The sequence below is a fragment of the Novilysobacter viscosus genome (assembly GCF_046600715.1).
GTDB classification, from domain to species: domain Bacteria; phylum Pseudomonadota; class Gammaproteobacteria; order Xanthomonadales; family Xanthomonadaceae; genus Lysobacter_C; species Lysobacter_C viscosus.
In genome coordinates, this window is the sequence record NZ_JBJMAV010000001.1 from 173,356 (window position 1) to 186,273 (window position 12,918).

The 12,918-nt window shown below is 67.9% G+C and carries 9 protein-coding genes; all 9 read right to left on the minus strand.

Annotation, left to right across the window (positions count from 1 at the left end; all coding sequences use genetic code 11):
• Window positions 1–62: 62 nt before the first annotated feature.
• Window positions 63–1,160, minus strand: a complete 1,098-nt coding sequence (locus ACJQWL_RS00785; protein WP_411300667.1) for a toxic anion resistance protein — start codon at window positions 1,158–1,160, stop codon at window positions 63–65.
• Window positions 1,157–1,909 carry a hypothetical protein gene (locus ACJQWL_RS00790; RefSeq protein WP_330968604.1) on the minus strand — a complete coding sequence of 251 codons (753 nt, stop codon included), beginning with the start codon at window positions 1,907–1,909 and terminating at the stop codon, window positions 1,157–1,159. Before ACJQWL_RS00790 ends, ACJQWL_RS00785 begins: the two co-directional genes overlap by 4 nt.
• Window positions 1,906–7,221, minus strand: coding sequence for a DNA repair ATPase (locus ACJQWL_RS00795; protein WP_330968605.1), 5,316 nt, complete (start codon window positions 7,219–7,221; stop codon window positions 1,906–1,908). Before ACJQWL_RS00795 ends, ACJQWL_RS00790 begins: the two co-directional genes overlap by 4 nt.
• A 70-nt stretch (window positions 7,222–7,291) precedes the next feature.
• The gene (locus ACJQWL_RS00800) at window positions 7,292–7,549 is read right to left on the minus strand and encodes a hypothetical protein (protein ID WP_330968606.1); all 258 of its coding nucleotides are present in this window, start codon (window positions 7,547–7,549) and stop codon (window positions 7,292–7,294) included.
• A 67-nt stretch (window positions 7,550–7,616) separates the two neighbouring features.
• Window positions 7,617–9,632: a flotillin family protein gene (locus tag ACJQWL_RS00805; protein ID WP_330968607.1), complete on the minus strand. Its 2,016-nt coding sequence runs from the start codon at window positions 9,630–9,632 to the stop codon at window positions 7,617–7,619.
• A 27-nt stretch (window positions 9,633–9,659) separates the two neighbouring features.
• The gene (locus ACJQWL_RS00810; protein WP_330968608.1) at window positions 9,660–10,295 is read right to left on the minus strand and encodes a hypothetical protein; all 636 of its coding nucleotides are present in this window, start codon (window positions 10,293–10,295) and stop codon (window positions 9,660–9,662) included.
• Window positions 10,288–11,061, minus strand: coding sequence for a PspA/IM30 family protein (locus ACJQWL_RS00815; RefSeq protein ID WP_330968609.1), 774 nt, complete (start codon window positions 11,059–11,061; stop codon window positions 10,288–10,290). The genes ACJQWL_RS00810 and ACJQWL_RS00815 overlap by 8 nt, the downstream gene beginning before the upstream one ends.
• A complete protein-coding gene (locus ACJQWL_RS00820; protein WP_330968610.1) occupies window positions 11,058–11,660 on the minus strand; it encodes a YjfI family protein in 603 nt (200 codons plus the stop codon). Before ACJQWL_RS00820 ends, ACJQWL_RS00815 begins: the two co-directional genes overlap by 4 nt.
• Window positions 11,661–11,839: 179 nt before the next feature.
• A complete protein-coding gene (locus ACJQWL_RS00825; RefSeq protein WP_330968626.1) occupies window positions 11,840–12,901 on the minus strand; it encodes a PLP-dependent cysteine synthase family protein in 1,062 nt (353 codons plus the stop codon).
• Window positions 12,902–12,918 lie beyond the last annotated feature (17 nt).

A 12,918-nucleotide genomic window follows, 5' to 3' on the forward strand; every position in this document is an offset into this window, starting at 1 on the left:
GGCCGCGACTTGCGTCGCTCCTGTATGAGCTGCGGCCGGTCCTGCCGGCCCAGCGCCGCCGGTCAGGTGGCGGTCGGCGCGGCGAGTCGCTTCTGCACGTCCTCGCGCATGCGGGCGAGGTCCGCCTCGGCCTGGCGGCGCTGTTCGATGCCTTCGCGGTGGATCTCGCGCACGTCCTCGACCGTCTGGATCAACTTGTCGTGGACATGCTGGAGCGTCTCCATGTCGATCACGCCGCGCTGGTTGGCCTTGGCGGTGGCCACCGAACTCTCGTGCAGGAGGTCGGCATTGCGGCGCATGAGTTCGTTGGTGGCGTCGTCGATCGCGTTGGCCAGCTCGACCGCGTGCTTCTGCTCATTGAGCGAAAGCTGGATGGCGAAGCTGCGTTTCCATGCCGGGATGGTGATGTCGCGGACCGAGGTGAACTTCTCGATCAGCTGCATCGCGTTGGCCTGGATCATCCGGACCATGGGCAACGACTGGTCGGCCGCGTGCTGCATCAGCAGCAGGTCCCCGACGCGCTTGTCGAGCAGGCGCAGCGCCATGTCAACCTGCTGGCGCCGGGTGCGCGAGGCGGGGTCCTCCGCGCCCTCCAGCCCGGCGCGTTCGTCGCCCAGCGCCTGCAGGCGCATCTTCCCCGCCGCGACATGCAGGCCGAGCTGGTGGCGTTCGGCCGCGACGATGTCGTGCATGCGGTCGAAATCGCGCACCCGCTTGGCCAGGTCGTCCTGCTGCCGCGTCAGGTCGCGCATCAGGTGTTCGATCTGCTCGTTGGTGGTGCTGAACTTCTGGACCAGCTCGCCCTTCGAGTCCCGCATCCTGTCCAGCAGCGGACCCACCACCGGCAGCTTGGAGCGGCCGCTGAACTTGTGCAGGTTGAGGTTGCGGGCGATGCGTACGACTTCGCCCAGCTTGTCGCCGGTCGCGTCGAGGTCGCGATTGCGGACCTGGTCGAGCAGGTCGCTGGAAAACTTCGTGGTCGCGGCCGCGACGTCGCGGCCGAAGCCCTGCACCTCGGTCGCGGGCAGCTCGGCCAGCGCGTGATGGATCGTGGACACCTGCTGCAGGTCGGCCGGAACCAGGCCAAGATTCTGCAGCGTCGCCTCATCCAGTCCCGGCGGCAGTTGCGTGGGTGCGAGGGGGGTGGTGGACTCGGTCATGGCGATGGCTCCCTGTCGGCCGGGGTTGGATGTTGCGGAGTATGCGGTGTGGGCGCGGGCGCGGAGGCCTGGAGCGAGGCGATCAGCCGGCGCAGGGCGTGCTCGTCGTGTTCGGTCCCGCGAGGGGTGCCGGCGTTGGATCGCTTGTTGATCGCCGCCCCTGCCGCCTGCTGGTGCCACAGCGGCACGAGCAGGTCGCGTACCTGGTGGTAGCGCTCCAGTACCCGGCGGATGTGTGCGGCTTCCAGCTCCAGCTGTGCGCGGGTGGTGCGCCACGAGTCGCCGAGGGCCTGGAAGTAGTCAAGGCGACGATGGGCCGACGCGCCGGAAGCGGCGCAAGCCTCGCGGCTGCTGGTTACGAACGCGTCCATGGCGGCGATCTGCTGCTCCACCGGGACGGGTAGCGCCGCGAGGTCGGACAGATGCCGCTGGACGCGTTCTGCGTGTTCGCTGGCGTGTGCCAGGTGCACCCGCAGGCGCGCATCGGCTGCGTCCGGGTGCGCCTGGGCCACGAGGTCCCAGCCGAGCAGGCGGCCCAGGAGTCCCGCCCGGCGCCGGGTACGTTGCGCATCCGATGCGTCGATCACTTCGACGATCGCAGCCAGGTCGGCGAGCAGGCGGGCCGCCGGCGCGCGGGCGAGCAATCGGCTGATCGCCTCGAAGTCGAGACGCGATGCGATCTCGTGACCCCGGCGGTCGATCTCCCCGGGCGTGTCTGCAGCCGCGTTGCCGGCGCCGGGCGCGTTCACCGAGCCGCCGGTGCGTCCGCAAGGCCGGCATGCAGGCGCGCAAGGGCCTCATCGAGCCGGCGCTCCTCAGGTGTCGGAGTGTGCGGCGCGCGGCCGGTCGGAGGCCGGGCCGTCATGCGGGCACGGATCGCGCTGGCCAGGTGGAGCATCGCGTTGCTCAGCTGGTCCTGGTGGCCCTGGCTTGAATGGATGGCGGCGACCAGAGGCTGGATTGCAGTCTTGACCAGCGCGTCGACGTCGTCCGTTCCGGGGCGCGGCGCGTCCACGCGGCGGTCAGCGACCACCCGCTCCAGCAGTGCCAGGGCGTCTTTCCAGGGCGGCGACTCGGACGCCGCCGGGGCATCGCCCGCCGGGCCGGCGACGGCACTACCCATCGCCTGCAGCCCACCGGCGATGTCGGCCAGCTGCGCCACCACCCGGCCGCCGACGTCCGCGTCCTCGGCGCCCATCGCCTTGTTGCGCAGGAAGTCGTGCTTGATCTGCGCCCAGCGGGCCTGCTCGGTGGCGGTCAGCACGCCGCGCAGCTCCTTGAGCTTGAGCAGGTTCTCCTCGGCACCGACGGTCAGAAGTTGCGCTTCGCCCTGGTAGTGGTCGCTGATCAGTTGCTGCAATTCACCCTCGTTCATCACCGGCGAAATCTTCTCGACCAGCTTGTTCATGTTGCGATAGCTGCCCTGCAGCTTGAACGCCGGTTCGGTACGGTACTTGTCGGCCTGCGCGGCGGATGCGATGTACTGCTGGTTCACGCGGTACACGACATCGCGCACCTTCATGACCCGGACCAGGGTTTCGACGAACTCGTTGATCTCCGCCGCACTGTAGGCATGGGACAGGTCGGTCGCCGAAACCTGCTCGCCCCGCGCCTTGTCGACGAGGCGATGGAGGTCGGCCAGGTCGCGCGTTGCAAGCGGCGCGAGCAGCGGACTGGAGGTCAGGCTGTTCTCGACGTAGCTCAGGGTGAAGGTGTCTTCCACCCCGCCCAGGACATCGCCCAGGTTGTAGATGTCGGCGCGGTTGGCCAGCATGTCGGGGATCTTGAACACTTCGCCCGACTCGGTGTACGGGTTTCCCGCCATGACCACGCAGAACTTCTTGCCGCGCATGTCGTAGGTGCGCGTCCGCCCCTTCCAGACGCCCTCGACGCGGCGCGTGCCATCGCATAGGGAGATGAACTTCTGCAGGAACTCGGGGTGCGTGTGCTGGATGTCGTCGACATAGAGCATCACGTTGTTGCCCATCTCGAAGGCGAGGTTGAGCTTCTCCAGCTCCTGTCGCGACGTGGCGTCCGGCGCCTGCGCGGGGTCGACCGAACGGACCTCGTGCCCCAGCGCGGGCCCGTTGATCTTCATGAAGACCAGGCCCAGCCGGCTTGCCACGTACTCCATGAGCGTCGTCTTGCCGTAGCCGGGGGGCGAAATCATCATCAGCAGGCCCATAAGGTCGCTGCGCTTGCCTTCCCCTGCGGTACCCATCTGCTTGGCGAGGTTGTCGCCGATGATCGGAAGGTAGACCTCGTTGATCAGCTTGTTGCGCACGAACGAGGACAGCGGACGCGCCTGGAATTCACCCAGCCGAAGCGCGGTGCGCTCGCGTGCGGCGACTTCGTTGCGCACCTGGTGGTAGCGCCGGAACCCGGGAACGAACCGTTCGCGGTGCACGCGCAGACGGGCGAGCAGGTCGTCGACGGCCAGCTCCATGCGCCCGTCTGAAATCCGCGGGTGATCGCCCAGCAAGCCCTCGACCGTGGTGGTGAGGGCCACCGGGTGGTCGCGGAACGAGAGCGCATCCCGCGCCAGGATCCATGCGGCGGACTCGGGGACGTACGGCGCCATCGCCGCCGCCGCCGGGGTGTTGCACAGTGCCTGGAGCCAGTGCAGGACGTGCTGCCAGCGGGCGTCGGGACGGTCCTCGAGCAGGTCCAAGGTGTGCTGGAAGGGCGCCTGCAAGCTCGCGCTGGCCAAGCGGGACTCCAGCATTTCGGCCAGTTCACGGCCCTGTCGCGAGAGCACCAGGCCCGGTTCGCCGCTGGTGAGGTGGTCGGACAGGAAGTCGGCGGCAGCCCTTGCGCAGGAGGCGTCGAATGGCAGCCCCCGCTCCTGCGCGAACCCGGCCAGTCGCGTGGCCATGTCGGCGCGCAAGGCGTCCAGGCTGTCGCGCGATCCGAACAGCCGGTGCATGGCCAACGCACCGGCGGCACGCGGCTCCCATTGGGCTACGTCCGCATCGTCGCCGTGCGATGCCAGCAGCAGGGTCGCCAGTGCACGCGGCGCGGGGGCGTGGATTAGGTTGCCTGCGACGTCGCGCTGGGCCAGGAAGGCCCGGAGGATGAGTGCGGCGTCATGGTCGTGGATGCCCCGCTCGTAGCCATCGCGGTAGCGGGGCGCGGCGAACTCACGAACCGCCCGGGCGAGGGCGTCGGGGTCGCTCGCCAATTTCTGCAGCGTCTCATCGTCAAGCCCGTCGCTACCGGCCGAGGCCGCTGCGACCAGCTCGCCTGCGAGGTACTCCGCGCGGTACAGCGCCGGTGATTCCGACTCCAGCCCCAGCTGCCAGTACTCACGCAGCTCCGCCAGCCTGGCGTCTTCGATGGGCTCCATGAAATCGGTGCCGGTCAGGTGCAGGGCCAGCCGGTCACCGCGCGGCAGGATAGTGAGGTCCAGCGGCTGGGTGTTCACGCTGAAGCGGTGGCGGCCCAGCCGGATGACCTGGCCGTCGCCCTCGAACAGATCCACGCGATCACGCAGTGCGCGCACGGCCTGGTCGCGCGCGCCCTTCAGCCGGGCTTCGACGTCATCGGCCTTCACCGAGTCCTTCAGTGAGCGCAGCCGCTCGGCGAGTTCGCGGACCTTGAGGATCAAGGGATCCCCGGCAAAGAAGGCGTTGAGTTCGTCGGGACTGGAGAACTTTTCGGTGCGCTTTCCCAGTCCGGAAAGGATGCGGTCGGCCGCGTCCAGCACCGACTGGGCCTTGCGGTGGCGGTCGTCGAGCAGCGCCTGCTTGTGCGCGTCGAAGGTCTCCAGCAGCTCTTCGCGCTTGGTCAGGATGTCGCCCAGGAACCGCTCGTGTTCGCCGAACTGGCTCTCAAGCTCTTCGAGCTGGACCATCAGCCGGGACAGCTGCTCGTCGGCTTTCTCCGGGTCGGTCGCCAATCCCAGGGCGCCGGTGATCGCCTGCCCGAACAGCGTGAACTGCGCGCCGAACTGGGCCACGGCCTCGGCCGAACCCAGCGCCCTGCGGCGTTGCTCTGCACGCGCGCGTGCCTGGTTGAGGCGGCTGTAGATCGCCGATACGGCCTCCACCACGCGGGTGCGCTGGGCCGGGTCGTCGACCTTCAGCGTGGCCATCAGTTCCGACAGCATGTCCAGGTCCGATGACATCGCCTGGAGCGCGGCGAGGCTTTCGGCCAGCTCCGTGGCGGTCTCCGCGCTCCGGGCCCGGCCGTCCAGCGCCACGACACCGTCCAGGTAGGGCGCAAGTGCGGTGTCCGAGGCAAGGAACACGCCCGTGGCGGCTGCAACCCGCTCATGCTGGACTTGGAGTTCGGCCCCCAGCGCGTCGATCGCCGGGACATCGATATACCTGTGTTCGCGGATCGTCAGCAGGTGGCCGCGCTGGCGCGTGATCTCGTTGAGCGCATCGACGAACTCCTGCACCTGAGTCCAGTTTTCCGGGAGCAGCCGGGCCACCAGGGCGGCGTGGTCGTCGCGCGCATCGGCCATTGCCTGCGCGGACTGCCGGCGGATGCCCTGGACCTTCTCGAACTCGTCGAGGACCGACTCGCCGGTCGCGGCGATCTCGCGAACCAGGCTGGCCACGCCATCGCAGTGGGCGTCATCGATCCAGTGGTGGGCGTCGAACAGCTTGCGGGTGTCGCGGACCAGCAACTGGTAGCGCTGCAGCGACACCTCCTCGCTGCCAATCTCACGGGCGAGGCTCACCAGGTTGGAGATGCCGCGCACCAGCTCGGCATTGCCCAGTCGTCCCAGGTAGGTATTGCTCTCCGGCCGGCTTGCGGCGAACTCGTCGCTCACGAACGGCGTTTGCCAGGCCTGCATCGGATGGATGCGGGTCGGCCCATCGCCTTCGGCGTGGAAGATGACCATCCGGCCGTCGGCAAGGCGCGCGTAACCATGGCCGAACACCGGGTTGTGCAGTTGCCGCTGGATCATGTTGTAGACGAACAGGGCCGACCTGCCGGGGACCTGGTCATAGAAGATGTAAAGCACGTCCTCGCCATTGGGCGAGCGGATCGCACGCTTGAACTGCATGCCGGACATGGCCGCGTCGAAGGCCTTGTGCTCGCCGTTCTGGAGGTAGTAGCCGCCGGGGAAGATGATCCCGTGGTCCTCGGGCAGCTGCACGCACGCCTGGATGATCGCGTCGTTGCGCTGCACGCGGCCGGTGAGTGTGTTGTAGATGAAACCGCGCCACTGGTCCTCGCGGTAGGGGAGGACCTTGAGCAGGACCAGCGAGCCGACCCGGGCGAAATCGAAGGTGGCGTCGTCCAGCGACTGGGTCTTGTCCTCGACCGGTTCGGAGTGGATGCCCTGGCCGCTCTCGGTGTTGTCCTCGACCTTGATGGTGAGGTCGCCCCCGGTCGTCTCCACGAACAGGGTGTCGAGCACGTTCAGGTGCGGATGCCGGCCGTTGACCATCAACTCGCGCGTCGCACGCGTCCATTCGAAGTCGAAGGCTGGGGGCATCGTCAGGTCGCGCTCGCCGCGCGCGTCGATGTAGGTCGCCTCGCCGCCGGGCGTCAACGACCACCGGAACACCCGCACGTCCGTGGTGCGCTCGCCGATCTGGAACGAGGCCAGCAACCTGCCGTCGCGAACGACCAGCTGCAGGAGGCGGGCGTTCTTGTAATAGGCGTAGAGCTCGGTGAAGTCCCGAGTGAACTGCGGGTCGCCCAGGAAGCTGCCGGCAAGTTCAACCGGCACCACGTCGAACCCGTCTTCAGTGGATACCAGCTGGTAGAGGCCGAACACGTCCTCGATCCGTGTGCTGGTCTTGAGGCCGATGAAGACGTTGTAGCCGAACAGGATCAGGTGGCCGACCTGGACGATGTCGCGGCCGATGCAGTTGTTGTCGGTGCGCACGCGGACGCGACCGATGACCTCCATGGTGCTGCTGCCGAATTCTTCCACGCGCCGGGCATTCATCCGCTCGGCGGCGTCGCGCAGGCGCCGGCCCTGGTCGGACAGGCGCCGACGCAGCACCTCGTAGGCGCCTCCCTGCGCGACGGCCTGGTCGATCGGGTCGGACCCCGGCGCGGGGGAGGGATTGGATTCGGCGGGCGTGTTGGACGTCATCGTGGAACCTCGCCCGCGCAGGCGGGCCATCCATGCTGCAATCGGGAGGGCAGGCGTCGGAGGCGGTCGCTCAGGCAACCTCGACCGGTACCGGCCCCAGTTTCCGGCGCAGCGCATCCAGGCGCACCTTCATTGCGGAATCGATCTCGTCGGGCTGGATGCGCGAGATGATGTTGTTGAGGACACGGCTCTCGTCGTCGTTGATGGTGCCGTCGCGTTCGGCGATCGCCACGATCCGGTCGAGCTCGGCCGCCTCCAGGCGTCCGTCGTCGGCGAAGCAGGTGATGGAGTGGAAGGCCATTTCCAGGTGGTCGCGATTCACGGTCATTTCGTGTGTCCTTGCGGGGTGGGCAATGCCGGCGGCAGGGCTGCCGCCAGCCATCAGAAGGCCGGGGTCAGGCACCTGCTTCGGGGGTCGCCGCTGCGGCGCGTTCGCCGGTTCCCGGCTGCGGAAGCGTTGCAGTCGCAGGTGTGACGGCGTTGACGCCGAGATAGCGACTCAGCAGGTCCTGCACGATCGGACTCTTGCCTGCCAGGCCTTCGACGGCCTTGCCCAGCGAGAGCGACTTGGAGAACGCTTCGAACAGGCCGCCGTCGCCGCCGACCAGGTCGATGTTGGCATTGCGAAGGGCGGCGGCGATGACTTCCGCGTTCTCCTTGGCGACATCCTTGCCCGCGGAGATCGATGCCAGAGCCTGCTGGAGGTGGATGTCCAGCGACATGCGGAACTCCTCGTGGCTGCGCGCATCGACCGACAACGAGTCGATCGCCTCGAACTTGCGCGTCAAGCCTTCCGCTTCGGCCATGAGCTTCTTGACCGTCACGTTTGCCTCCGCGCCGCCGATGGCCTCGACCGAGGCGGCATTGGCGTGGCCGAGCTTGGTGGTGCCCTCGGCCTCGGCGGCCATGCGCTCGGCGAGGACGCGGGCATCGTTGGTGCCCTCCACCAGCCGCGCGGCAGCCTTGGCTTCGATCACGCGCGCCTCGGCGATACCGTGCTTCTCGATGGCCTGGGCCTCGGCTTCGCGGACCTGGACTTCGGCCAGTCCCGGGGCGGCCTGCTCGGCCTTGACGCCGTCGGCCAGCACCCGCTTGGCTTCGGCCTCGCGGTTGGCAGCTTCCAGTTCCGCCTGTGCAAGCGTGGTGCGTTCCACCGCCCGATGCTTGGCAGCGGTCTCCGCGGCCTCGGCTTCCTTGACCTTGTGGACCAGGGCTTCCTGCGCGGCGGCCTCGGCGGCCAGCACGCGGGCCTGCTTTTCGCGGTCGGCCTCGGACACCACGCGCACTTCGTTGATCCGCTCTTCCTCGATCGCGACGGTCTTGTCGATCGCGATGCGCTCGCGGGTGATGTTGGCTACGTCCTTCTTGCCGACCTCGACGACCTTGTCGCGCTCGACGGCCTGCAACTGGACCTCACGATCGGTGGTGACCTTCTCCAGCTCGCGGGCCCGGACCACGCGCTCTTCCTCGATCGCAACCGCGCGCTGGCGGTTCTGGCCGGCGACTTCCACTTCGCGATTCACGTTCTGCTCGCGGATCTGGATCTTCTCGTCCGACTCGAGCCGGGCCTGCTCGGCGATCAGCCGCTGCTCTTCCCGCACGCGCGCGGTTTCGGCCTCCTCGCGCGCACGGATGGTCTCGATCTCGCGCTGCTGGCGGGCTTCCGCCTCCGCCTGCTGCCTTTCCAGCGCCAGGGTCGCCTCGCGTGCCTCGACGTTCTTCTTGGTGATCGCCAGCTTTTCGTTCTGCTCCAGCTCGTTGGTGACGACGTTCTGCGTCGCCGTGATCTGGGTGATCTTCTTGATGCCCTCCGAATCCATGATGTTGTTCGGATCGAGGTCGGACTTCCGGGTCTGCTCGAGGTAGTCGATGGCGACGTCCTCCAGCACGTAGCCATTGAGGTCGTTGCCGATCACCTTGATGATCTCGTCGCGGAATTCCTGGCGCTTCTCGAACAGCTCGGTGAACTCGAACTTCTTGCCGACGGTCTTCAACGCCTCGGAGAACTTGGCGTTGAACAGCTCGTCCACGGCCGCCTTGTCGGATGCGCGTTCGGCACCGACGGCCTTGGCTACGCGCAGCACGTCCTGCTGGGTCTCGTTCACCCGCAGGTAGAAGGCCACGGAGATGTCCGCGCGCATGTTGTCGCGGCAGATCAGGCCCTCGCGCCCACGGCGGTCGACCTGCAGCGTGATCAGGCTGATCTGCATCAGCTCGGCCTTGTACAGCACCGGGATGATCAGGCCGCCGGTGAAGCGGACCTTCGGCGTCGCGCTCAGGTCGTTGACGATCAGTGCGGTGCCTTGCGGGACCTTGATGTAGAACGCCTTGAACAGGCCGAAGATGCCGAGCAACACGACGAGTAGAACGCCTGCGCCGACGACGAACGGCAGGATCATGGACATGGTCATTGCTACCTCTCCTTGGGATTCGAGCTCTTACAGGGTCTGGAACTGCCGTTCCGGTATCACGCGATAGGCATGCTGCGCATCGAGGTATTCGATAAGCACGACGCGGTCGCCGCGTTTGAAGCGACCGGTCTCTCCGTCCCGCACCTGCAGCACCAGGCCCGCGCCGCCGTCGTCGACGGTGGCCGTGCCGTAGTCGGTGGCGACCTCCGGCGAGTTGACCACCGCCACGCGTCCCAGCAGCGACGGGTCAAGCGGTGGGCGCAGCTTGAGCAGCAACCGGCTCAGGGGGCGCAGCAGGACGGAGGTGAGCACGATGCCCGGGACCAGCATGGCCAGCGCGACGGCCGCGCCGGCGAACAGCCGCAGGCCCTCGCCCAGGTGGGCGAGTACGAGCAGGTGCACGAAATAGGTACCGATCCAACCCACGAACGCCAGCACGGTGGCCACCAGCATCAACGGGACACCTGACAGGCCGAGCCTTGAAATCATGGCGGCCGCGCCACTGGAGTCCGGGCTGTCGCCGTCGCCACCCAGCAGGCCGTCCAGTGCATCGATCTCGACCAGTCCGGTCGCTGCCAGGGCCCAGTAGATCGTGCAGACTGCCAGCACGACGCTGTAGGCGAGGGTGGGGAATGACAGTGCGGTTGTCAGGAACTCACTCACGTGGGCTCTCCTTGCGGATGGTGGCGCGGCGCCGTTTCCGGGCCGGAGTCGCTTCCTTGCCTGCCGCGCCGGTCTCAGCGGCCTGGGCGGCCAGCCGGGTCAGCACGTTCTCGACGGCGGGGGGCGTGGCGGTGATTCCTGCTGCCTGGAGCTTCTCGTCGAGCGGATCGTGCGGGACGTTGCCGCTCGATGGCCGGGCCCGGGTCGGGGGGGTCGACTGGCGGGAACGCAGCAATTCCGCCGAATCGATCGCCGTCGGGATTCCGGTGCCGGTACCCGACGCGCCCCCTGCGAACGCCTTCTCCGCGCTGGCGACGGCCTCGGAGGCACGCAGCAGGTCAAGCTCGTGCTTGAGGCGCCTGAGGGCGTTGTGTCCGTGCCGCACCATGGCATCCAGCTCGGAGGCCCGGTCCGCGTTGTCCGTGAGCAATGCCTGTTCCGCATCGCGCTCGGATTCCAGCTCGACGATCGACAGGGCGACTTCGCGGGCAAGGGCTGGCTGGCCGGCCCGCAGCGCAGCCACCGCCTGGGCCTCGCGCTGCACGATCTTCTCCAGGGTCGCTTCGTGCCGTTCCTGCGCGGTGTAGCGCTGCGCTTTCAGTACGTCGAGTTCGCGCCGGAGCGTCTTGAGCTCCTCGTCCACGCGGTGGATGCGATCGTCCAGGGCACGTCCTGCATTCCACTCGCGGACTCCGCCGCGCACCGTGTCGCCGATATCGGCGATCTGTGCACCGAGGCGGGCCAGAAGGGTGTCGCGGCGCTTCACGATGCGCTTGCCTCGTCATGCGGCCACACCTCATCACGCAGGAAGGCCCCGTATGCATCGACACATGCGATGACATTGCCCGCAAGTGCTTCGATCTCGAACAGGATGTCGGCCAGGGGGGAATGCGTGCCGAGCGATCCGAACATGACATAGCTCGGCACGCCGGCGACCGGCTCGATGCCCATCGTGGTCAGCGGCCACAGCTTGTGCGTGCGCAGGACGCGGGCATTGAAGGCGGCCGGATCGGACACGTGGTCGAGCGGCCACATCAACACCTGGACGACGATCTGCAGGCCGCCGACGGCGACGAAGACCGGAAGGTCACCGTAGTCGCGCATCACCAGGCGCAGCGTCGGGTCGGCACCCTCGGAGCGGTGCACTTCGATGCTCCCGGATCCAACGGGGGTGGATCCTTCGATGGCGCGCTGCAGTGCGGCCAGCGTCCACCCCGGTTCGCCCGGAGTCTCGCGCAGGCAGTCGATCCCCGGGGCTTCGCCGGACGCGGGCGCCTGGCGAAAGCGTTGTTCGACAGCGGCCAGATCCTCCGAGAACTCGGGGCGGATCCACACGTCCTTCTTGACGAGGCCGGCGTTGCGCATCCGCGCGCGGAACTCGCGTACGTAATCGGCGGACGAGCGTGGCTTCCCTGCTTTCATGTAAGCATCCTAGTTTCTTACATGTAACTTTACAACCCGGCCACCTAGCGTGCCGACGAACGGTTCGTTCGCCCAATCGGCACATGGGCTCAGCCCCGGTCGTCCCCCGGCAGGCGCTTCTTCTAGAGCCCCCGCCATTCCCCGGTGGCAATGATCGCACGCAGCGCGGCGTCCGGGCCGGAGGCGTCCAGTCCGCGCTGTGCCAGCCACGCCCGGTCGTAGAGCGTTGCGTCGTAGCTTTCGCCCGGGTCGCACAGCAGGCTGACGATGCTGCCCTGCATGCCTGCCGTTCGCATGCGCGCTGCCAGTTGCAGGCATCCGACCAGGTTGGTGCCCGACGAGCCGCCATAACGCCGGCCAAGGTGTTCCTCCAACAAGTGCATGGCGGCGATGGAGGCGGTGTCGGGAACCTCGACCACGTCGTCGACCACGTCGAACAGGAAGCCCGGCTCCACGCGTGGTCGGCCGATGCCTTCGATCACCGTCGGCATGCTGCAGGTGGCATCGCGGTCGCGCTGGCGCCAGCCGTGGATGAACGCGCTGCCGGCGGGGTCGGCGACGCACAGGCCGGTCGGCAGGCTGCGGTAGCGCAGGTAGCGGCCGATGGTGGCCGAGGTTCCGCCGGTCCCCGCGCCGCAAACGATCCAGGCGGGCTCGGGGTGGGGTTCGCCGGCCAGCTGGCCGATGATCGATTCGGCGATGTTGTTGTTGCCGCGCCAGTCGGTGGCGCGTTCGGCCAGGCCGAACTGGTCGAGGTGGCAGGCCCCGTTGCGGGCATGCCAGTCGGCGCGCTCGTACACCTGCGCGGGGTCGTCGACCAGGTCGCAACGGCCCCCGAGCGCCTGCACGTCGGCGATCTTGCGCGGTGCGGTGCACGCCGGCATCACCGCGGTGAATTCCAGCCCGAGCAATCGCGCGAACCAGGCTTCCGAGATCGCGGTGCTGCCGGACGACGCGTCCACCACCGGCTGCCCACGCCGCAGGCGACCGTTGCACAGCGCATACAGGTACAGCGAGCGGGCGAGGCGGTGCTTGAGGCTGCCGGTGGGGTGGGCGGCTTCGTCCTTGAAGTAGAAGTCGATGCCGGGGAATCCCGGGAACCCGAGCTTCAGCAGGTGGGTGTCGGCCGATCGCGCGGCTTCCTGCCGCAGCCGGGCCAGCGACTGCCCGGTCCACTCGCGCATGTCCGCGACGGTCGGGG

Excerpts from the sequence above, each read along its gene's own strand:
- ACJQWL_RS00795 (WP_330968605.1), bottom strand. The coding sequence starts at position 7,221 with ATGACGTCCAACACGCCCGCCGAATCCAATCCCTCCCCCGCGCCGGGG.
- ACJQWL_RS00805 (WP_330968607.1), bottom strand. The coding sequence starts at position 9,632 with ATGACCATGTCCATGATCCTGCCGTTCGTCGTCGGCGCAGGCGTTCTA.
- ACJQWL_RS00785 (WP_411300667.1), bottom strand. The coding sequence starts at position 1,160 with ATGACCGAGTCCACCACCCCCCTCGCACCCACGCAACTGCCGCCGGGA.
- ACJQWL_RS00820 (WP_330968610.1), bottom strand. The coding sequence starts at position 11,660 with ATGCGCAACGCCGGCCTCGTCAAGAAGGACGTGTGGATCCGCCCCGAG.
- ACJQWL_RS00825 (WP_330968626.1), bottom strand. The coding sequence starts at position 12,901 with ATGCGCGAGTGGACCGGGCAGTCGCTGGCCCGGCTGCGGCAGGAAGCC.
- ACJQWL_RS00800 (WP_330968606.1), bottom strand. The coding sequence starts at position 7,549 with ATGACCGTGAATCGCGACCACCTGGAAATGGCCTTCCACTCCATCACC.